The 20,245-nt window shown below is 67.1% G+C and carries 21 protein-coding genes and 1 other RNA gene; 14 read left to right on the forward strand and 8 right to left on the reverse strand.

Going from position 1 to position 20,245, the window contains the following annotated elements; translation table 11 throughout:
• Positions 1 to 104 precede the first annotated feature (104 nt).
• Positions 105 to 1,724, forward strand: coding sequence for an FMN-binding glutamate synthase family protein (locus GEM_RS14050; protein WP_014898058.1), 1,620 nt, complete (start codon positions 105 to 107; stop codon positions 1,722 to 1,724).
• A 103-nt stretch (positions 1,725 to 1,827) separates the two neighbouring features.
• On the opposite strand, the gene GEM_RS14055 is transcribed toward GEM_RS14050, so the two are convergent.
• The gene (locus GEM_RS14055; RefSeq protein WP_039323224.1) at positions 1,828 to 2,442 is read right to left on the reverse strand and encodes a glutathione S-transferase family protein; all 615 of its coding nucleotides are present in this window, start codon (positions 2,440 to 2,442) and stop codon (positions 1,828 to 1,830) included.
• A gap of 184 nt (positions 2,443 to 2,626) precedes the next feature.
• Between GEM_RS14055 and GEM_RS14060 the strand changes: the two genes are divergently transcribed.
• The 10 genes from GEM_RS14060 (at position 2,627) to GEM_RS14105 (ending at position 12,971) form a co-directional block, all read left to right on the forward strand.
• Positions 2,627 to 4,024, forward strand: coding sequence for an aminopeptidase P N-terminal domain-containing protein (locus GEM_RS14060; protein WP_014898060.1), 1,398 nt, complete (start codon positions 2,627 to 2,629; stop codon positions 4,022 to 4,024).
• 267 nt (positions 4,025 to 4,291) lie between these two features.
• Positions 4,292 to 5,479, forward strand: coding sequence for a UbiH/UbiF/VisC/COQ6 family ubiquinone biosynthesis hydroxylase (locus GEM_RS14065; RefSeq protein ID WP_014898061.1), 1,188 nt, complete (start codon positions 4,292 to 4,294; stop codon positions 5,477 to 5,479).
• 143 nt (positions 5,480 to 5,622) lie between these two features.
• On the forward strand, positions 5,623 to 6,690 hold the full coding sequence (dusB, locus tag GEM_RS14070) for a tRNA dihydrouridine synthase DusB (RefSeq protein ID WP_006497523.1): 1,068 nt from the start codon (positions 5,623 to 5,625) through the stop codon (positions 6,688 to 6,690).
• Positions 6,687 to 6,920, forward strand: coding sequence for a Fis family transcriptional regulator (locus GEM_RS14075; RefSeq protein ID WP_006476892.1), 234 nt, complete (start codon positions 6,687 to 6,689; stop codon positions 6,918 to 6,920). The genes dusB and GEM_RS14075 overlap by 4 nt, the downstream gene beginning before the upstream one ends.
• Before the next feature lie 44 nt (positions 6,921 to 6,964).
• A complete protein-coding gene (gene purH, locus GEM_RS14080) occupies positions 6,965 to 8,530 on the forward strand; it encodes a bifunctional phosphoribosylaminoimidazolecarboxamide formyltransferase/IMP cyclohydrolase (protein WP_014898062.1) in 1,566 nt (521 codons plus the stop codon).
• 151 nt (positions 8,531 to 8,681) lie between these two features.
• A complete protein-coding gene (gene ruvC / locus GEM_RS14085; RefSeq protein ID WP_014898063.1) occupies positions 8,682 to 9,224 on the forward strand; it encodes a crossover junction endodeoxyribonuclease RuvC in 543 nt (180 codons plus the stop codon).
• A 193-nt stretch (positions 9,225 to 9,417) separates the two neighbouring features.
• The gene (gene ruvA / locus GEM_RS14090; RefSeq protein ID WP_014898064.1) at positions 9,418 to 9,999 is read left to right on the forward strand and encodes a Holliday junction branch migration protein RuvA; all 582 of its coding nucleotides are present in this window, start codon (positions 9,418 to 9,420) and stop codon (positions 9,997 to 9,999) included.
• Between the two features lie 108 nt (positions 10,000 to 10,107).
• Positions 10,108 to 11,175: a Holliday junction branch migration DNA helicase RuvB gene (gene ruvB, locus GEM_RS14095; RefSeq protein ID WP_014898065.1), complete on the forward strand. Its 1,068-nt coding sequence runs from the start codon at positions 10,108 to 10,110 to the stop codon at positions 11,173 to 11,175.
• A gap of 24 nt (positions 11,176 to 11,199) precedes the next feature.
• A complete protein-coding gene (locus GEM_RS14100; protein ID WP_014898066.1) occupies positions 11,200 to 12,153 on the forward strand; it encodes an oxygenase MpaB family protein in 954 nt (317 codons plus the stop codon).
• A gap of 152 nt (positions 12,154 to 12,305) precedes the next feature.
• On the forward strand, positions 12,306 to 12,971 hold the full coding sequence (locus GEM_RS14105; protein ID WP_187293233.1) for a ParB-like protein: 666 nt from the start codon (positions 12,306 to 12,308) through the stop codon (positions 12,969 to 12,971).
• 51 nt (positions 12,972 to 13,022) lie between these two features.
• On the opposite strand, the gene GEM_RS14110 is transcribed toward GEM_RS14105, so the two are convergent.
• From GEM_RS14110 to tyrS, 3 genes are read right to left on the reverse strand one after another with little or no spacing between them, the layout of a single operon-like run.
• Positions 13,023 to 13,685: a histidine phosphatase family protein gene (locus tag GEM_RS14110; protein ID WP_014898068.1), complete on the reverse strand. Its 663-nt coding sequence runs from the start codon at positions 13,683 to 13,685 to the stop codon at positions 13,023 to 13,025.
• Between the two features lie 23 nt (positions 13,686 to 13,708).
• Positions 13,709 to 14,167: a D-aminoacyl-tRNA deacylase gene (dtd, locus tag GEM_RS14115; RefSeq protein ID WP_014898069.1), complete on the reverse strand. Its 459-nt coding sequence runs from the start codon at positions 14,165 to 14,167 to the stop codon at positions 13,709 to 13,711.
• Positions 14,164 to 15,405, reverse strand: coding sequence for a tyrosine--tRNA ligase (gene tyrS, locus GEM_RS14120; RefSeq protein ID WP_014898070.1), 1,242 nt, complete (start codon positions 15,403 to 15,405; stop codon positions 14,164 to 14,166). Before tyrS ends, dtd begins: the two co-directional genes overlap by 4 nt.
• A gap of 142 nt (positions 15,406 to 15,547) precedes the next feature.
• Between tyrS and GEM_RS14125 the strand changes: the two genes are divergently transcribed.
• A complete protein-coding gene (locus GEM_RS14125) occupies positions 15,548 to 16,696 on the forward strand; it encodes an anhydro-N-acetylmuramic acid kinase (protein WP_014898071.1) in 1,149 nt (382 codons plus the stop codon).
• 107 nt (positions 16,697 to 16,803) lie between these two features.
• Here the strand turns inward: GEM_RS14125 and erpA are convergent, their stop codons facing one another.
• The 3 genes from erpA to rplM all read right to left on the reverse strand — a co-directional run bounded on the left by erpA (position 16,804) and on the right by rplM (position 18,237).
• The gene (gene erpA / locus GEM_RS14130; protein ID WP_006759918.1) at positions 16,804 to 17,175 is read right to left on the reverse strand and encodes an iron-sulfur cluster insertion protein ErpA; all 372 of its coding nucleotides are present in this window, start codon (positions 17,173 to 17,175) and stop codon (positions 16,804 to 16,806) included.
• A 229-nt stretch (positions 17,176 to 17,404) separates the two neighbouring features.
• Entirely contained in the window at positions 17,405 to 17,797 is a 393-nt protein-coding gene (gene rpsI / locus GEM_RS14135; RefSeq protein ID WP_006476904.1) for a 30S ribosomal protein S9, read from the reverse strand.
• 11 nt (positions 17,798 to 17,808) lie between these two features.
• Entirely contained in the window at positions 17,809 to 18,237 is a 429-nt protein-coding gene (gene rplM, locus GEM_RS14140; protein ID WP_041490553.1) for a 50S ribosomal protein L13, read from the reverse strand.
• Between the two features lie 312 nt (positions 18,238 to 18,549).
• Here rplM and GEM_RS29995 point away from each other — a divergent pair, with 312 nt between their 5' ends.
• Both GEM_RS29995 and GEM_RS14145 read left to right on the forward strand, forming a co-directional pair.
• Positions 18,550 to 18,855, forward strand: coding sequence for a DUF1090 family protein (locus tag GEM_RS29995; protein ID WP_080599403.1), 306 nt, complete (start codon positions 18,550 to 18,552; stop codon positions 18,853 to 18,855).
• Between the two features lie 434 nt (positions 18,856 to 19,289).
• Entirely contained in the window at positions 19,290 to 19,754 is a 465-nt protein-coding gene (locus GEM_RS14145) for an OsmC family protein (protein ID WP_080599404.1), read from the forward strand.
• Positions 19,755 to 19,823: 69 nt separating this feature from the next.
• Here the strand turns inward: GEM_RS14145 and rnpB are convergent.
• Positions 19,824 to 20,235: RNase P RNA component class A (gene rnpB / locus GEM_RS29210), an RNA gene on the reverse strand.
• Positions 20,236 to 20,245: the final 10 nt, after the last annotated feature.

The raw sequence follows: 20,245 nt of genomic DNA on the forward strand, positions 1-20,245 counted from the left end.
AGACTTGCGGCACGCCGCGCCCGGCGGAACACGATTCCGCCGCGGCCGGTGTGCCGCCGCGCAGCGTACGCATGGCGGCATTTCAAGACTCTTCCGGAGCCCCCATGCTTTCCAGACGCTACCTCGCGATGTGGTGTGCCGTGCTGCTGCTCGTCGCGGCGGCCGCACTCGCGTCGATCCACGTGCTTTCCTGGCTGTGGATCCTAATCCCCGTCGCCCTCGTCGCACTCGGCCTGTACGACCTGAACCAGGACCGTCACGCGATCCTGCGCAACTACCCGCTCTGGGGCCATTTCCGCTTCCTGTTCGAATTCATCCGCCCCGAGATCCGCCAGTATTTCGTCGAGGACGACACCGACGAGAAGCCGTTCTCGCGCGCGCAGCGCAGCCTCGTCTACCAGCGCGCGAAGAACGTCGCCGACAACCGCCCGTACGGCACCGAACTGAACGTGAAGGCCGTCGCGCACGAATGGATCAGCCACTCGCTCGCGCCGACGAAGCTGCCGAACCACGATTTCCGCATCCGCGTCGGCGCGAACCGTACGCAGCCGTACGACATCTCGATCTTCAACATCTCGGCGATGAGCTTCGGCTCGTTGTCCGCGAACGCGATCCGCTCGCTGAACCTCGGCGCGAAGAAAGGCGGGTTCGCGCACGACACCGGCGAAGGCTCGCTGTCGAAGTACCACCGCGAGAACGGCGGCGACATCATCTGGGAAATCGCATCCGGCTACTTCGGCTGCCGCAACGACGACGGCACGTTCAATCCGGACAAGTTCGCGAAGCAGGCCGCCGATCCGCAGGTCAAGATGATCGAGGTCAAGCTGTCGCAGGGCGCGAAACCCGGCCACGGCGGCGTGCTGCCGGCCGCGAAGATCACGCCCGAGATCGCCGAGACGCGCGGCGTGCCGATGGGCAAGGACTGCATCTCGCCCGCGACGCACTCGGAATTCTCGACGCCGCGCGGGCTGCTCGAATTCGTCGAGCGGCTGCGCACGCTGTCGGGCGGCAAGCCGACCGGCTTCAAGCTGTGCATCGGCCATCCGTGGGAATTCTTCGGAATCGCGAAGGCGATGATCGAGACGGGCATCGTGCCCGACTTCATCGTCGTCGACGGCGCGGAAGGCGGCACCGGCGCGGCACCGCTCGAATTCACCGACCACGTCGGCGTGCCGCTGCAGGAAGGGCTGCTGCTGGTGCACAACACGCTCGTCGGGATCGGCGTGCGCGACCGCGTGAAGATCGGCGCGAGCGGCAAGATCATCACCGCGTTCGACGTCGCGCGCACGCTCGCGATCGGCGCGGACTGGGTGAACTCGGCGCGCGGCTTCATGTTCGCGGTCGGCTGCATCCAGGCGCAGACCTGCCACACGGGCCGCTGCCCGACCGGCGTCGCGACCCAGGATCCGGTGCGCCAGCGCGCGCTGGTCGTGCCCGACAAGGCCGACCGCGTGTACAACTTCCACCGCAACACGCTGCATGCGCTGCAGGAACTCGTGCAGGCGGCCGGCCTCGGGCATCCGTCCGAGCTGCGCGCGCATCACATCGTGCAGCGGGTCTCGCCGCACGAGGTGCGGCTGATGTCGCAACTGCTGAAGTACGTGAAGCCCGGCGCGCTGCTCGACGGCCATACCTGCGGCTATACGTTGTACGACAAATGGTGGCCGATCTCGCGCAGCGATTCGTTCGTGCTCGGCGAAACCGTTTACGCGTCGATCGAGTGACGCATGACGCGCAGGCTCGCCCGTCGTCCGGGCGATCCGCCAAAAGAAAAGCGCCCCGCGGGGCGCTTTTCTTTTGTCTGCTCGATACGCAGCCGGCGGCGGGTCAGGCTTGCGGCAGCGTGTCGGCGAACGTCTGCCGCTGCGACAGCTTCGCGAAATACTTGTCGAGGTTCGGATGACGGTCGCGCCAGTTGAGTTCGGGCATCCGGAAATCGAGGTAGCCGAGCGCACAGCCGAGTGCGATGTCGGCCAGCGAGTAATGATTACCGACACACCACGTCTTGCCGCCGAGACCCTGCGACATCGCCACGAGGCCATCGTCGATCTTGCGCTGCTGGCGCGCGATCCAGCTCGCGCTGCGCTGCGCCTCTTCGCGAAGCGTATGCTCGAGACGGATCGCGACGGCCGCGTCCAGCACGCCGTCACCCAGCGCTTCCCAGCAACGCACCTCGACGCGCTCGCGCCCCGACGGCGGAATCAGTTTGCCAACCGGCGACAGCGTATCGACGTATTCGCAGATCACGCGGGAATCGAACACCGCGGCACCATCTTCCATCACGAGACACGGGACCTTGCCGAGCGGATTCGACGCATGAATATCCGTCTCCGGCGCCCAGACGTTCTCGAGCTCCAGCTTGTAGTCGATCTTCTTTTCAGCGAGCACGATCCGCGCCTTTCGGACGTACGGGCTGCTGAGCGAACCGATTAATTTCATCATCTGCCTTTTTAAGGGAACCGCCGAGAGTATACGTTGTCGCCGATCATAACCGGCCGGCGTGGTCGGGTAGAAAATCGGCCGTCCGGCCTGTGGATGGTTTGCAACAGCCGTCGCCGAGCCCCGTCCCGCGCGGCTTGCAGCCCCCCCTCTCACACGCCGCGTCCGGCGGCGCTACAATCGCACGATGAATGCGCCCATCGATACCGCCATCGCCGTCGACGTCTACCGCCAGCGCCGCGAACGCGTGCTTGCCGCACTGCGCGCCGCCGGCGGCGGCGTCGCCATCGTCCCCACCGCGCCGGAAATGCTGCGCAACCGCGATACGGCCTATCCGTACCGGCATGACAGCTACTTCCATTACCTGACGGGCTTCACCGAGCCGGATGCCGTGCTCGTGCTGAACGCGGCCACGTCGCATGGCGCGCCGGAATCGATCCTGTTCTGCCGCGCGAAGAATCCCGACCTCGAAATCTGGGAAGGCTTCCATTACGGGCCCGAGGCCGCGCGCGATGCGTTCGGCTTCGACGCGGCCTACGCGGTCGACGTGATCGACACCGAAATGCCGCGCCTGCTCGCCGACGCCGGCACCGTGCACTACCGGTTCGGCGCATCGGCCGATTTCGACCGCCAGCTGGCCGGCTGGATCGACGCGGTCCGCGCGCAGGCGCGCACGGGCGTCGCCGCGCCGGACGCGCTGCTCGACCTCACGCCGCTCGTCGACGACATGCGGCTCGTGAAGGATGAGCACGAACTCGCGATCATGATGCGCGCCGCGCACATCTCCGCGCTCGCGCACCGCCGCGCGATGCAGGTGTGCCGCCCGGGAATCCGCGAATACGAACTCGAGGCCGAGCTGCTGTACACATTCCGCAAGCACGGCGCGCAGGCGCCCGCGTACGGCTCGATCGTCGCGGCCGGCGCGAACGCGTGCGTGCTGCACTACCCGGCCGGCAACGCGGCCGCGCGGGACGGCGACCTGATCCTGATCGATGCCGCGTGCGAACTCGACGGCTACGCGTCGGACATCACGCGCACGTTCCCGGCCAACGGGCGCTTCTCGCCCGCGCAACGCACGCTGTACGACATCGTGCTCGCCGCGCAGCAGGCCGCGATCGACGCGACGCGCGCGGGCGTGCCGTTCGAGGCGCCGCACGACGCGGCCGTGCGGGTGCTGGCGCAAGGGCTGCTCGATACGGGCATCATCCCGAAGACGCGCTTCTCGAGCGTCGACGACGTAATCGCCGAGCGCGCATACGCACGCTTCTACATGCACCGCACCGGCCACTGGATCGGCATGGACGTGCACGATTGCGGCGACTACCGCGAGCGGCTCGCCGCGCGCGACGCCAACGGCGCGCTGCCGTGGCGCACGCTGAAACCCGGCATGACGCTCACCGTCGAGCCGGGCCTGTACGTGCGGGCCGCCGACGACGTGCCGTCCGAATACTGGAACATCGGCATCCGCATCGAGGACGACGCGATCGTGCGCGAGCACGGTTGCGAACTGATCACGCGCGATGTGCCGGTGGCGGCCGACGAGATCGAGGCGCTGATGCGTGCGGGCGCGGCGCACGGCGCGTGAGCGTGCCGCAGGTTGCCATCGCGCCGATGCCGGGCCGACGTTGGCCCGGTGGTGATCTGCTGTTGATCTGCTGTTGATCTGCTATTGATCTGCTGTTGATCTGCTGTTGATCTGCTGTTGATCTGCTGTTGATATGCTGTTGATCTGCTGTTGATCTGCTGTTGATCTGCCGTTGATCTGCCGTTGATCTGCCGTTGATCTGCCGTTGATCTGCCGTTGCCCCGCAGTTGACCCGCAGTTGACCGTTACCCCGTTTCACGAACACTGATGACGACCGCTTCCTCCCCGGCCACGCCGGACTACGACCTCGCCATCGTCGGCGCGGGCCCCGTCGGGCTCGCGCTCGCCGGCTGGCTCGCCCGACGCAGCGCAACGCAGCACGCGTCAATCGCGCTGATCGACGCGCGCGAGCCGGCCGCGAGCGCGAACGACCCGCGCGCGATCGCCGTGTCGCACGGCAGCCGCGTGCTGCTCGACACGCTCGGATGGCCGGCCGACGCGACGCCGATCGAACACATCCACGTATCGCAGCGCGGCCATTTCGGCCGCACGCTGATCGACCGCGACGAGCACGACCTCGCCGCGCTCGGCTACGTCGTGCGCTACGGCTCGATCGTGCAGGCGCTCGCGCAGGCCGTGCGCGGCACGCGCGTCGACTGGCTCACCTCGACCACCGCACGCACGCCGCAACAGGACGCCGACGGCGTCACGCTGACGCTCGACGGCCCGCAAGGCGAGCGCACGCTGCGCGCGCGCATCGTCATCAACGCCGAAGGCGGGCTGTTCCACGAACAGCAGGCCGACGCCGGCAAGCATCGCCGCGACTATGGCCAGACCGCGATCGTCGGCACGGTCACCGTCTCGGCACCGCGCCCGAACGTCGCCTGGGAGCGCTTCACGCACGAAGGCCCGCTCGCACTGCTGCCGCTCGGTGGCCCGCGCCAGGCCGAGTATTCGCTCGTGTGGTGCTGCACGCCCGACGAGGCGGCCCGCCGCGCCGCCCTTCCCGACGACGCGTTCCTGCGCGAACTCGGCCAGGCGTTCGGCGAGCGGATGGGGCATTTCGTCGCGATCGCGGGGCGCGCGTCGTTCCCGCTCGGGCTGACCGCGGCGCAAACACTCGTCAGCGGACGCCTCGCGATCGTCGGCAACGCCGCACAAACGCTGCATCCGGTCGCCGGCCAGGGGCTCAACCTCGGGCTGCGCGACGCGCATACGCTCGTCGATGCGCTATCCACGCAAGGCTTCGAAGCGACCGCGCTCGCGACCTTCAATTCGCGGCGCGCGCTCGACCGGCGCTTCACGATCGGCGCGACCGACACGCTCGCGCGCCTGTTCACGCTCGACGCCGGGCCGCTGCCGCTGCTGCGCGGCGCGGCGCTCACCGCGCTCGAATTCGTGCCGCCGCTCAAGAAGGCGATCGCGCGCCAGATGATGTTCGGCCAGCGCAACTGACGCGCGGCGCACCGCGCGTTGCGCCCAGCCGCATCCCCCAAACCGGGTCAAATCGGCGGGGCATGGGAATACGGTAAAATACCCGTTTTCCCTCTGCCCTTTCTTGCCCGCGACGCCCTGTGCCCGCGGGCGGTGCCATTGCGATGCCCGTTATCGGCCCTCACGTTTTGCGTAACAACCTGTTCGTCGCCCCGATGGCCGGGGTGACGGATCGTCCGTTCCGCCAGCTGTGCAAGCGGCTGGGGGCCGGGTACGCCGTGTCCGAGATGGTCGCGTCCAATGCGCAGCTGTGGAAAAGCGCGAAGACGATGCGGCGGGCGAACCACGAGGGCGAAGTCGAGCCGATCGCGGTGCAGATCGCCGGCGCCGATCCGGCGATGATGGCCGAAGCGGCCCGCTACAACGTCGACAACGGCGCGCAGATCATCGACATCAACATGGGCTGCCCGGCGAAGAAGGTCTGCAACGTCGCGGCCGGCTCCGCGCTGCTGCAGAACGAGCCGCTCGTGCAGCGGATCGTCGAGGCCGTCGTCGCCGCGGTCGGCACGGGGCCGGATGCCGTGCCCGTCACGCTGAAGATCCGCACCGGCTGGGATCGCGAGCACAAGAATGCGATCACGGTCGCGCGCCTCGCCGAAGCGGCCGGCATCTCGATGCTGACCGTGCACGGCCGCACGCGCGCCGACCTGTACCGCGGCGACGCCGAGTACGACACGATCGCGGCCGTGAAGGCGGCCGTGCGCATCCCGGTGGTCGCGAACGGCGACATCACGTCGCCGGCGAAAGCGAAGGCCGTGCTCGACGCGACCGGCGCCGATGCACTGATGATCGGTCGCGCCGCGCAAGGTCGACCGTGGCTGTTCCGTGAAATCGATCATTTCCTGCAAACCGGCGAACTGCTGCCCCCGCCGCGGATCGACGAGATCCAGCACGTGATGAACGAACACCTGGAAGACCACTACGCGTTCTACGGTGAATTCACGGGCGTCCGTACTGCGCGCAAGCACATCGGCTGGTACACTCGCGGCCTTTCCGGCGCCAACGGGTTCCGGCACAGGATGAACACGCTCGATTCCACCCGCGAGCAGCTCGCCGCCGTCAATGCTTTCTTCGAGGCGCAAAAGGCGCTGTCGGACCACCTCGTCTACGTCGATGACGAAGAGGAAAACGGCCAGGGCGAGTCGGACGACCATAACCAGTTAGCAGCATGAGCAAGCACAACATCGAACAATGTGTCCGCGAGAGCCTGGACGTGTATTTCCGGGATCTAGACGGCTCCAATCCGCACGACGTCTACGAAATGGTGATGTCCTGCGTCGAAAAGCCGATGCTCGAGGTCGTGCTCGTACAGGCCGGCGGCAACCAGTCGCTCGCCGCGGAGTACCTCGGCATCAATCGCAATACGCTGCGCAAGAAGCTGCAGCAGCACGGCCTGCTGTAGGCAGCCGTCCCGTCCCCGTTTCCCTGGCTATTGGTGGTTCCATCATGATCAAGCAAGCGCTCATTTCCGTTTCCGACAAGACCGGCATCGTCGACTTCGCGAAGTCGCTTTCCGACCTCGGCGTCAAGCTGCTGTCGACCGGCGGCACCGCGAAACTCCTCGCCGACGCGGGCCTGCCCGTGACCGAAGTGGCCGACTACACGGGCTTCCCGGAAATGCTCGATGGGCGCGTGAAGACGCTGCACCCGAAAGTGCACGGCGGCATCCTCGCCCGCCGCGACCTGCCCGAGCACATGCAGGCGCTGGAGCAGCACGGCATCCCGACGATCGACCTGCTGGTCGTGAACCTGTATCCGTTCGTCGCGACGATCGCGAAGGACGACTGCACGCTCGCCGACGCGATCGAGAACATCGACATCGGCGGCCCGACGATGCTGCGCTCGGCCGCGAAGAACCACCGCGACGTGACGGTCGTCGTCGATCCGGCCGACTACGCGGTCGTGCTCGACGAAATGAAGGCGAACGGCAACGCGATCGGCTACGCGACCAACTTCCGCCTCGCGACGAAGGTGTTCGCGCACACCGCGCAATACGACGGCGCGATCACGAACTACCTGACGAGCCTGACCGACGAGCTGCAGCACGCATCGCGCAGCGCTTACCCGGCCACGCTGAACATGGCGTTCGACAAGGTGCAGGACCTGCGCTACGGCGAGAACCCGCACCAGAGCGCGGCGTTCTACCGCGACCTCGCGACGCCGGCCGGCGCGCTGGCGAACTACCGCCAGCTGCAGGGCAAGGAACTGTCGTACAACAACATCGCCGATTCGGATGCGGCGTGGGAATGCGTGAAGACGTTCGACGCGCCGGCCTGCGTGATCATCAAGCATGCGAACCCGTGCGGCGTCGCGGTCGGCAACGACTCGGCCGACGCGTACGCGAAGGCATTCCAGACCGACCCGACGTCGGCATTCGGCGGCATCATCGCGTTCAACCGCGAAGTCGACGAGACGGCCGCGCAAGCGGTGGCGAAGCAGTTCGTCGAAGTGCTGATCGCGCCGTCGTTCTCGGACGCCGCGAAGCAAGTGTTCGCCGCGAAGCAGAACGTGCGCCTGCTCGAGATCGCGCTGGGCGACGGCCATAACGCCTTCGACCTGAAGCGCGTGGGCGGCGGCCTGCTGGTGCAGTCGCTCGATTCGAAGAACGTGCAGCCGAGCGAGTTGCGCGTCGTCACGAAGCGCCAGCCGACTGCGAAGGAAATGGACGACCTGCTGTTCGCATGGCGCGTCGCGAAGTACGTGAAGTCGAACGCGATCGTGTTCTGCGGCAACGGCATGACGCTCGGCGTCGGCGCAGGCCAGATGAGCCGCGTCGATTCGGCACGCATCGCGAGCATCAAGGCACAGAACGCGGGCCTCACGCTGGCCGGCTCGGCCGTCGCGTCGGATGCGTTCTTCCCGTTCCGCGATGGTCTCGACGTCGTCGTGGCGGCAGGCGCGACCTGCGTGATCCAGCCGGGCGGCTCGATGCGCGATGACGAAGTGATCGCGGCAGCCGACGAGCACGGCATCGCGATGATCCTGACGGGCGTGCGTCACTTCCGTCACTGATCGCACGCGGCCCGCGCGGCTGCTGCACGCAAACCCGGCGGCATCGCACCCGCCGGGTTTTTTATTGCGCGGCGCCGGCGCTCGCGACCGTGCGGCCGGCGCCGCACACCATTCGTTGTAGTATCGCTGCATCAGGTTTTTCTCCTCACTCATGCGAATTCTCGGCATCGACCCCGGCCTGCGCGTCACCGGCTTCGGCGTCATCGACGTCAGCGGCCACCGCCTCGCCTATGTCGCGAGCGGCGTGATCCGCACGCCCACGGCCGACCTGGCCACCCGGCTCGGCACGATCTTCCAGGGCGTATCGACGCTCGTGCGCGAACACGCGCCCGACCAGGCCGCGATCGAACAGGTGTTCGTCAACGTGAACCCGCAGTCGACGCTGCTGCTCGGCCAGGCGCGCGGCGCCGCGATCTGCGGGCTCGTCTCCGGCGGCCTGCCGGTCGCCGAATACACCGCGCTGCAACTGAAGCAGGCCGTCGTCGGCTACGGCCGTGCGACCAAGTCGCAGATGCAGGAGATGGTCACGCGGCTGCTCAACCTGTCCGGCCAGCCCGGCAGCGACGCGGCCGACGCGCTCGGGATGGCGATCTGCCACGCGCACAGCGGCAATACGCTCGGCACGATCGGCGGCCTCGCACCGGCGCTCGCGAAAAAAGGGCTGCGCGTGCGGCGCGGGCGGCTCGTCGGCTGACACGACGGCACGCAATCGCCCGGCGCGACGCGTGGTCACGCGCGTCGCACGCGTGACGTCCGCAACCGCCCTGCCCGCGTGATCGGCCCACGCCGCGCACGCGCGGCGCATCGCCCTGACCTGACGGCCAACCCATCGGCATCGCGCCGCACCTGCGCTACACTCGCGCTTTCTTCCTCGCATCCCGCCATCCATGATCGGTCGCATCGCCGGCATCCTGCTCGAAAAGAACCCGCCTCACCTGCTCGTCGACTGCAACGGCGTCGGCTACGAAATCGACGTGCCGATGAGCACCTTCTACAACCTGCCGCAAACCGGCGAGCGCGTCGTGCTGCTCACGCAGCAGATCGTGCGCGAGGACGCGCACCTGCTGTACGGCTTCCTGACGCCGCAGGAGCGCACGACCTTCCGCGAACTGCTGAAGATCACCGGCATCGGCGCGCGCATGGCGCTTGCCGTGCTGTCCGGCATGAGCGTGCAGGAGCTCGCGCAGGCCGTGACGATGCAGGACGCCGCGCGCCTCACGCGCCTGCCCGGTATCGGCAAGAAGACCGCCGAGCGCCTGCTGCTCGAATTGAAGGGCAAGCTCGGCGCGGACCTCGGCGCGCTCGCCGGCGCCGCGTCGCCGTCCGATCACGCGACCGACATCCTCAACGCGTTGCTCGCGCTCGGCTACTCCGAAAAGGAAGGCCTCGCCGCGATCAAGAACGTGCCGGCCGGCACCGGCGTGTCCGAAGGCATCAAGCTCGCGCTCAAGGCATTGTCGAAGGTGTAACGGCCGCCCGACCCGGCTGTCGAAGCCAGTGTCGCGCCGCGATGCGGCGGGCGCCAGTCGGCCGTTCGGCCAGTTCGGCCGCGTGACGGTGCGCGGTACAATGGCCGCATGATTGAAACCGACAAACTCGCCGCCGAGCGGATCATCGCCGCCACGCCCGCCTCGTCGCACGAAGAGGTGTTCGAACGCGCGCTGCGGCCGCGCCAGCTCGACGACTACGTCGGCCAGGAAAAGGTGCGAGGCCAGCTCGAGATCTTCATCGAGGCCGCGAAGCGCCGCTCCGAGCCGCTCGACCACGTGCTGCTGTTCGGGCCGCCGGGCCTCGGCAAGACCACCCTCGCACACATCATCGCGCGCGAGATGGGCGTGAACCTGCGCCAGACATCGGGCCCCGTGCTCGAGCGCGCGGGCGACCTCGCCGCGCTGCTGACCAACCTCGAAGCGAACGACGTGCTGTTCATCGACGAGATCCACCGGTTGTCGCCGGTCGTCGAGGAAATCCTGTATCCGGCGCTCGAGGATTACCAGATCGACATCATGATCGGCGAAGGCCCGGCCGCGCGCAGCGTGAAGCTCGACCTGCAGCCGTTCACGCTGGTCGGCGCGACCACCCGCGCGGGGATGCTGACCAACCCGCTGCGCGACCGTTTCGGGATCGTCGCGCGCCTCGAGTTCTACAACGCCGATCAGCTGTCGCGCATCGTGCGGCGCTCGGCGTCGCTGCTGAACGCGCAGATCGATCCGAACGGTGCGCTGGAAATCGCGAAGCGCTCGCGCGGCACGCCGCGGATCGCAAACCGGCTGCTGCGCCGCGTGCGCGACTATGCGGAAGTGAAGGCCGACGGCCAGATCACCGCGGCCGTCGCCGATGCCGCGCTCGCGATGCTCGACGTCGATCCGGTCGGCTTCGACCTGATGGACCGCAAGCTGCTCGAGGCGATCCTGCACAAGTTCGACGGCGGCCCGGTCGGCATCGACAACCTCGCCGCGGCGATCGGCGAGGAGCGCGACACGATCGAGGACGTACTCGAACCGTACCTGATCCAGCAGGGCTTCCTGCAGCGCACGCCGCGCGGGCGCATCGCGACGCTGCTCACCTATCGCCACTTCGGGCTCTCCGCGCCCGATGCCGGCGACGCCGACCGCGGGACGTTGGACACGCCCGCCGGGAAGTAACCGGCCGTCCGAGCCAGCCCAGCCATGACCACGCCGCCCAGCCCTCACCCAGCCGCGCCCGCTCCGGGCCGGCGCTGGGTCGAACCGATCCGCAAGCGGCTCGTGGCCGGCGTCACGCACCTGACGACGGGCGGTGGCGGTCCGTCGATCGATCTCTCGTCGCCGCCTGGAGACCCCGGGCTGTTCGGCCCTGACGCCATCTGCTGGCGCGTGCATGCCGATTTCACGTCGATGATGACGGGCGGCATCGCCGCGCTGCTGCTGCAGGCGCTCCATCCGCTCGCGCTCGCGGGCGTCTGGGATCACTCGTCGTTTCGGACTGACATCCTCGGCCGCTTGCGGCGCACCGCCACGTTCATCACGGGCACGACGTTCGGCAGCCGCGCGGACGCACTCGCGCTGATCGAGCGCGTGAAAACGATCCATGCGCGCATCTCGGGTACCGCGCCCGACGGCCGGCCGTACCGGGCCGACGATCCGGCGTTGCTGACCTGGGTGCATGTCGCGGAAGTATCGAGCTTCCTCGCCGCGCATTTGCGGTATGTGAATCCGTCGCTGTCGGGCGAGCAGCAAGACGGCTACTACGCCGAAACGGCATTGATCGCCGAACTGCTCGGCGCCCGGGGGGTGCCTCGCTCACGTGCCGAGGTAGCAGCCTATCTCGCGCGCATGCAGCCCGAACTCGAAGCCGGGCCGCACACATTCGAGGTGATGGACATCCTGCTGAACGTGCCGGTTGCAACGCCCGTGCTGCGGCCAGCCGCGTCGCTGATCATGCATGCGGGAATCGATCTGCTGCCGCCCTGGGCGCAGCGCATGCTCGGCGTGTCGACGTTCGCGCCGCTGCGACGCGCGGTGGTCCGGCCCGGGGTGCGGGCAGTCGCCCCCGTGCTGCGCTGGGCGCTCGTCAACGGCGCGTCGAAACGCGCACGCCGCCGCGCAGCCGCGCCACCGCCCGACGGCACCCCGCCCGCCTGACGATCCTGCTCTTCACATCATTTAAATTTGCCGTCGAATACTTGTGACAAGCTGACTGGCTTGCAACTGCGCACGCTCGCACGTCCAGCTCGTCCCGCCTGTCCGTGACCCGCGCGGTGTCCCGCCCACCCGACCGACACCCGATGCCCGCGATGCCACGCCTGCCGATCCGTTTCGCCCTGGCCGCCAGCCTGACCACCGTCTTAGCCCTGACCGCATGCGGAGGCGGCAATGTCACCGCCGTCGCACGCTCGAACGCGCAAACGCCGTCCGGCGGCAACACGGCGACACCCACGCCGCCCGCGACCGTCGCGCCGCAAGCGGGCAAATGGAAAGCCGCCCGTGCCGGCGAGCTGATCGACGTGACGCTCGGCGATCTCCATCCGACGCAAGGCGCGATCGGCTACGACCAGATCTACTACAAGCTCGGCCGCTACGAACTGCAGCCCGACAAGAAGTTCGACGACTTCTGCGCGGACGAAGGCCTCGGCGGCGTCGCATCGAGCAGCTACACAGCGCAATCGACGCTGCGCGGGCCAGCCAGCTACACGTGCACGACCACCGACGCGAACGCCCGCGACCGCACGCTGCTGAACGCGGTGTGGAACGCGTCGACGCGCATGGTCGCGACCACGGACCCCGTGCTCGACGGCAAGACCGGCGCCGATCTCGGCCGCGCGGACGCGATCAACGGCGGGAAGAAGTACAGCAAGGGGGAATTCGACAAGCTGCGCCAGCCGATCACGGCCGACAAGCCGGGCAAGATCGCGTACGCGCTCGACTACAAGACGCACCACGCACTGCCGCAGCAAGCCTGACGCAGAAGGCGGCCCCGGCCGGTCACGCCGGGCGGGGCCGGTGCAATCGGCTCAGAGTACCTTGCGATACCCGTCGTCGTCACTCGCGGCGTCCAGATGCGACACGTCGGCCCATTGCACGACCTGCGCGTGGCCGTCGACGTAATCGACGACGTTGATGCTCGTGTTGAGCAACTGATAGCTGCGCGGTGCCGACAGGTCGAGACCGTTTGCAAAGCGGTACACGCAGTCGAGCACGCCGCCGTGCGCGACACACGCGATCCGGCCGCCCGGATGCGCGGCGACGATCGGCTCGAGCGCATGCAGCACGCGGTGATAGAACTCGCGCTGCGACTCGCCGCCGTCGGGTGAGAAGCCCGGGTCGCGGGTCTGCCAGGCGGCGTAGGCGTCCGGAAACAGCGTCTCGATTTCGGGGCTGTCATGCCCCTGGAACACCCCGTACGCCCGTTCGCGCAGCCCCTCGCGCAACCGCAGCGGCAACCCGAGCGCATCGGCAAAGGGTTGCGCGGTCTGCTGCGCGCGCATCAGGTCGCTCGAATAGACGGCGTCGAGCCGCTGCCCGTCGCGCGCTTCCCGCGCGAGTCGCGCGGCCAGCCGCTGCGCCTGCGCGAGGCCCGTGTCGGCCAGCGGAATGTCGATATGGCCCTGGATGCGCTTGATGCGGTTCCAGGCCGTCTCGCCATGGCGAATGAAGAGAATCTGCGTGGTGGCCATCGCGGCGCGTCTCCGGGAATGAATCAGGGCCGCACTTGCAGCCAGAACGTCACGGGGCCGTCGTTGACGAGCGACACCTGCATGTCGGCGCCGAACTCGCCCGTCTCGACGACCGGATGGCGCTCGCGCGCGGCCGCGACGAAATAGTCGAACAGGCGCGCACCTTCATCGGGCGGCGCGGCCGGCGTGAAGCTCGGGCGCAGCCCGCTGTTGGTATCGGCCGCCAGCGTGAACTGCGACACGAGCAGCAGGCCGCCGGCGCCGCCAGCACCGTCGATGTTCGACACCGGCAGGTTCATCTTGCCGGCCGCGTCGCTGAACACGCGATAGCCGAGCAGCTTCGCGAGCAGCTTGTCGGCCGCGGCCTCGGTATCGCCGCGCTCCGCACAGACCAGCGCGAGGAGGCCCGCGCCGATCTCGCCCGTCGTGCGGTCGCCGACGCGCACGTCGGCACGCCTCACGCGCTGGATCAGCGCGATCATGCGGTCAGCGTGACGCGCGCGAAGCGGCGCTTGCCGACCTGCACGACGAATTCGCCGGCCTCGACCTTCAGGCCCTTGTCGGACACGGTCGCACCGTCGATCTTCACGCCGCCCTGCTCGATGTTGCGCAGCGCTTCGCTCGTCGACGGCACGAGGCCCGCCTGCTTCAGCAACTGGCCGATCGCGAGCGGCGCGCCCGCGAGCGTGATCGACGGGATATCGTCCGGCACGCCACCCTTCGCACGGTGGTTGAAGTCCTCCAGCGCACGCTCGGCATCGGCCTGCGAATGGAAGCGCGCGACGATTTCCTGCGCGAGCAGCACCTTGAAGTCGCGCGGGTTGCGGCCGCCTTCGGCGTCGCGCTTGAAGCCGGCGATCTCGTCCAGGCTACGGAACGACAATAGCTCGAAGTAACGCCACATCAGCGTGTCCGAGATGCTCATCAGCTTGCCGAACATGTCGGTCGGCTTCTCGCTGATGCCGACGTAGTTGCCCTTCGACTTCGACATCTTCTCGACGCCGTCGAGGCCTTCGAGCAGCGGCATCGTCAGGATGCACTGCTGTTCCTGGCCGTACTGCTTCTGCAGTTCACGGCCGACCAGCAGGTTGAACTTCTGGTCGGTGCCGCCGAGCTCGAGATCGGCGTTCAGCGCGACCGAGTCGTAGCCCTGCATCAGCGGGTACAGGAATTCGTGGATCGAGATCGGCACGCCGCCCTGGAAGCGCTTCGTGAAGTCCTCGCGTTCGAGGATCCGCGCGACCGTGTAGCGCGACGCGAGCTTGATCATCCCGTCCGCGCCGAGCGGCATCGACCATTCGCTGTTGTAGCGGATCTCGGTCTTGTCGCGGTCGAGCACGAGCGCGGCCTGTTCGAAGTAGGTCTTCGCGTTCGATTCGATCTGTTCGCGCGTGAGCGGCGGACGCGTCGCATTGCGGCCCGACGGATCGCCGATCAGCGACGTGAAATCGCCGATCAGGAAGATCACCGTGTGGCCGAGGTCCTGCAGCTGACGCATCTTGTTCAGCACGACCGTATGGCCGATGTGGATGTCGGGCGCGGTCGGGTCGAGGCCGAGCTTGATGCGAAGCGGCGTGTTCGTGGCCGCGCTGCGCGCGAGCTTCTGCGCGAACTCTTCCTCGATCAGCAGCTCGTCGACGCCGCGCTTCGTGACGGCGAGCGCATGCCGGACTTCGTCGGTGATCGGGAAAACAGGCTTGGAACTGGGTTCGGTGCTCATCGGTGCCGGGAAGAATGTCGCAAAGACAGGGATTTTCCCATAACTTGCGCGTGCATCGCTTAACGACGCGTCAGGTTGCGCGGATAATCGGGCGCAAGGCGCGCGGCACCGGCCCGCGCCGCATGATCCAGGAGAACCCAACGTGCCGCAACGACATCTGCAACCCGCCCATCCGGCCGACGGCACCTATTTCGGGCTGATGTCGGGAACCAGCATGGACGGCGTCGACGGCGTCGCCGTGCGTTTCGAAACCGGCCGCGCGCCGGTCGTGCTCGCGGAAGCGTTCGTCGGCTTTGCGCAATCGCTGCGCGACGCGCTGTTCGCGCTGCAACAGCCCGGTGACGACGAGATCGACCGCGAATCGCTCGCGGCGAACGCGCTCGTCACGCGCTATGCGGTGTGCTGCCACGAATTGCAGCGCACGGCCGGGCTGTCGCGCGACGAGATCCGCGCGATCGGCGTGCACGGCCAGACGGTGCGCCATCGCCCCGAGCGTGGCTACACGCGCCAGCTCAACAATCCGGCGCTGCTCGCCGAGCTGACCCAGGTCGACGTGATCGCCGATTTCCGCAGCCGCGATGTCGCCGCCGGCGGCCACGGCGCGCCGCTCGCGCCGGCGTTCCATGCGACGGTGTTCGGTGCGCCGGGCGAAACACGCGTCGTCTGCAATCTCGGCGGGATCAGCAACATCACGATCCTGCCGGGCGAAGGCGGCGACGTGCGCGGCTTCGACTGCGGCCCCGCGAACGCGCTGCTCGACGAATGGGCGACCCGCCATCTGGGCAAGCCGTACGACGACGGCGGCAAGTTCGCCGCGCGCGGCACCGTGCACGCGCCGCTGCTCGACGTGCTGCTCGACGAGCCGTATTTCGCCGCGCCGCCGCCGAAAAGCACCGGCCGCGACCTGTTCAATCCCGCATGGCTCGACGCGAAGCTCGCTGCGTTCGGCCAAGTTGCGCCGGAGGACGTACAGGCGACCCTCACCGCACTGACCGCCGTGTCGGTCGCACGCGAGATCGCCAAACACGCATCGGGCTGCAAGGCCGTCTTCGTCTGCGGCGGCGGCGCACGCAACCCGGTGCTGCTCGACGCGCTCCGGCACGCGCTGCACGAGGCCGGCGTGCCGGCCACCGTCGATACGACGGCCGCGCTCGGCGTGCCGCCGCAGCAGGTCGAGGCGCTCGCGTTCGCGTGGCTCGCCTACCGCTTCACCGCGCGCCAGCCCGGCAATCTCGCGACGGTCACCGGCGCCGCCGGCAACCGCGTGCTCGGCGCGCTCTATCCGCGCTGATGCGATGCCCGCCATACGACGGGCGCCGCATCGCACACGGGCATAAAAAAACGGGGCATGAAGCCCCGTTTTTCATTCCGGCGAACCGGCGCGAAACTGTCGCGTGCTCAGACCGAGAACGACGAACCGCACCCGCAGGTGGTGGTCGCGTTCGGGTTCTTGATCACGAACTGGGCGCCGTTGAGGTCGTCCTTGTAGTCGATCTCGGCGCCGACCAGGTACTGGTAGCTCATCGAGTCGATCAGGAGCTGGACGCCGTTCTTGTTCATCACGGTGTCGTCCTCGTTGACTTCCTCGTCGAACGTGAAGCCATACTGGAAGCCCGAGCAGCCGCCACCCTGCACGAACACGCGCAGCTTCAGGTCGGGGTTGCCCTCTTCGTCGATCAGTTGCTTGACCTTGTCGGCCGCGGCGTCGGTGAAGACGAACGGCAGCGGCATATCGGTCGTCGTTGCTGCGGATTCGGTAACAGCGTTCATTCGAACTCTCCAAAAAGCTTTAGCCGCTATTGTAGGGCCGATCAGAAGATCGTGCTGAAGTCCATGAAATCAATAGGTTCTTGTCGATTTCATCAAACGTGCCCGCGCGGGCTGCCGCGGCGGCGGCCGGGGCGCGGGCAAACAAGCGGGCATAAAAAAACCGCCAGCATGAGAGCTGGCGGTTTTTCCGGCGGACGCCACCCGAAGGCGGCGAGGCCATGAAGCGGAATTAACGCTTCGAGAACTGCTTTGCGCGGCGTGCCTTGCGCAGACCGACCTTCTTACGCTCGACTTCACGCGCATCGCGCGTGACGAAGCCTGCGCTCGACAGCGACGGCTTGAGCGTCGCATCGTAGTCGATCAGTGCGCGGGTGATGCCGTGGCGCACTGCGCCTGCCTGACCCGTTTCACCGCCGCCGTTCACGTTCACCTTGATGTCGAACGTCTGGCCGTGGTTCGTGAGTTCCAGCGGTTGACGCACGATCATCAGCGACGTTTCGCGCGAGAAGTAGTCAGCGATGGGCTTGCCGTTGACGATGATGTCGCCCTTGCCAGCCTTGATGAAGACACGTGCGACTGCGCTCTTGCGGCGGCCCGTACCGTAGTTCCAGTTACCGATCATGTGGGCTCCCCTTAGATCTCGAGCGCCTTCGGCTGTTGAGCCGAATGCGGATGCGTCGCTTCTGCGTAGACCTTCAGCTTCTTGATCATCGCGTAGCCGAGCGGGCCCTTCGGCAGCATGCCCTTGACCGCCTTCTCGAGCGCACGGCCCGGGAAGCGTTCTTGCATCTTGCCGAACGTCGTTTCATAGATACCGCCCGGGTAGCCCGAGTGACGGTAGTACTTCTTGTCGAGAGTCTTGTTGCCCGTGACCTTCAACTTGCTCGCATTGACGATGATGATGAAATCACCAGTATCGACGTGCGGAGTGAACTCAGGCTTGTGCTTGCCGCGCAGACGGCGTGCCACTTCGCTGGCAACACGGCCGAGAACCTTATCCGTCGCGTCAATCACGTACCATTCGCGCGTCACCTCATGGGCTTTTGCGGAAAACGTCTTCATGATCGATCCAAAAAAAATGCTTTGCCCGATGTGTTCGTCCTGCTTGTCTGTGTGCGCTTCGAGGCGCGGTGCAGGCTCTCCCTGTTCTTTTTCCGTGGGCATGAATGCGGAAAAGCCCTGAATTATAAAGGAAATACCGGAGCACGGTCAAAGAGAATCCACGCCCCGTGCCGGCGGCGCCTGAAATGGGCCAAAATCCGGTCGTGCCCCAACCAGCCAGGCGAACCGAGCGCCCGGTGAGGCACCCATCGACGCGCGGCACGTGACCTTGCCGCGCCAGACCGGTCACATCCGAAAAAACAACAAACAAGCATGATGAAACAACGACTTACGCCCTTTCTCGCAGCTGCGTTGCTGGCCGCCGCGGCGCCCGCCGTCGCAGCCCGGACCGGCTGCGAGGCCAAGCTCGACGCCCTCGATGCCCGTATCGCCGACGCCCGGGGCGCCCATGCCGAGGATCGCATTGCCCGCCTACGTGCGGTACGCGAGCGCGTACGCCACTTCTGCGCGCGCGGCCACGGCCATGCGTCGGGCGCACACGCTCCCGCGCCGGCCGCACATTCGACTGACACGCTGCCAGGCGCGGCATCGCAACCGGCCGCACGACGGCCCGCGTAACCGGCGTCGATACGTGGTGTCGGGGCGCGCAAACTGCGCGCCGATGTTTGCATGGGACGAAAAAAAGCCCGAACGGCTGGTTCGGGCTTAATCCACCTTTGGAGGAGGGTGGAGGAGACATGCGGAGGTTGCCGCAGCGCGACAACCAATGAGGCTCATTATACGAACGCGTCGCTGACTTCACAAGAAAATTTGCATTGCGAAATCGATAACCATAATGCGAAATTTCGCGAACGGCGCAGGAGAAATCTCTTTTCTCTTTGAAATCAAATAATTGAGAGAGATGGCCACGGCTGGAAACCCGCTACATCTAGAGTAAAACCCCTAAGGACGGCAGGGAAATCGGCGCTCGGCGCCCCGCCGGGCGCCGCACACGCCGGCGCGGCGCGTCCCGTCCTGCAGCGCATCAGCCGACCGTTGCGCAGCGGGCTACAATGCCGGATCGAATCCGAATCAGGCAACGCTGGAGTGCAAGCATGGAATGCAAAGTAAGCTGGATGGGTCAGGACGGCATGGCGTTTTCGGCCCAGACCGGAAGCGGGCATCTCGTCGCGATGGACGGCGCGCCGGAAGGCGGCGGCCACAACCTCGCACCGCGCCCGATGGAAATGGTGCTGGTCGGCACCGGCGGCTGCACCGCGTATGACGTCGTGCTGATCCTGAAGAAGAGCCGCCAGGAAGTCACCGGCTGCTCGGTCACGCTGAAGGCCGAACGCGCGAGCGAGGATCCGAAGGTGTTCACCAAGGTTCACTTCCACTTCACCGTCACGGGCCACAACCTGAACCCGGCCACGGTCGAGCGCGCGATCAACCTGTCGCACGACAAGTATTGCTCCGCGTCGATCATGATCGCGAAGACGGCCGAACTCACGCATTCGTTCGACATCGTCGCGGTCTGAACCCGCGGCGGGCCGAGATGAAAAAAGGGCCGGCGCTCCTCACGGAGCGCCGGCCCTTTCGCATTCGAATCGCAAAGCAGGCCGATAAGCCGGATTCTGTGCACGCCGCACGCCGAAGCGCGCAACGCGTGGCAGCCATTCCTCTAGGCGCGCCATTGCTGACGCGCTCAAGCTTCCTACCCGCAGACGAGACGGGGGCCCCGTCCTGCATCCGAAAATGCGCGCCTGCCTACTTGGAATTGCTCCGGGTGGAGGTTACCGTGCCGGCGAACGTCGCCGTCGCCGCGGTGCGCTCTTACCGCACCGTTTCACCCTTACCTGATCCCGGCTTGCGCCGGGCCATCGGCGGTTTGCTTTCTGTTGCCCTGTTCCGCGTGTCGCCACGGATGGCCGTTAGCCATCACCCTGCCCTGTGGAGTCCGGACTTTCCTCGCCCCCGCCTGCCCGAAGGCGGCGAGGCCGCGACTGCCTAGCCTGCTTTGCGACGCGCA

Origin of the sequence: Burkholderia cepacia GG4 (assembly GCF_000292915.1) — a bacterium.
GTDB lineage: Bacteria > Pseudomonadota > Gammaproteobacteria > Burkholderiales > Burkholderiaceae > Burkholderia > Burkholderia cepacia_D.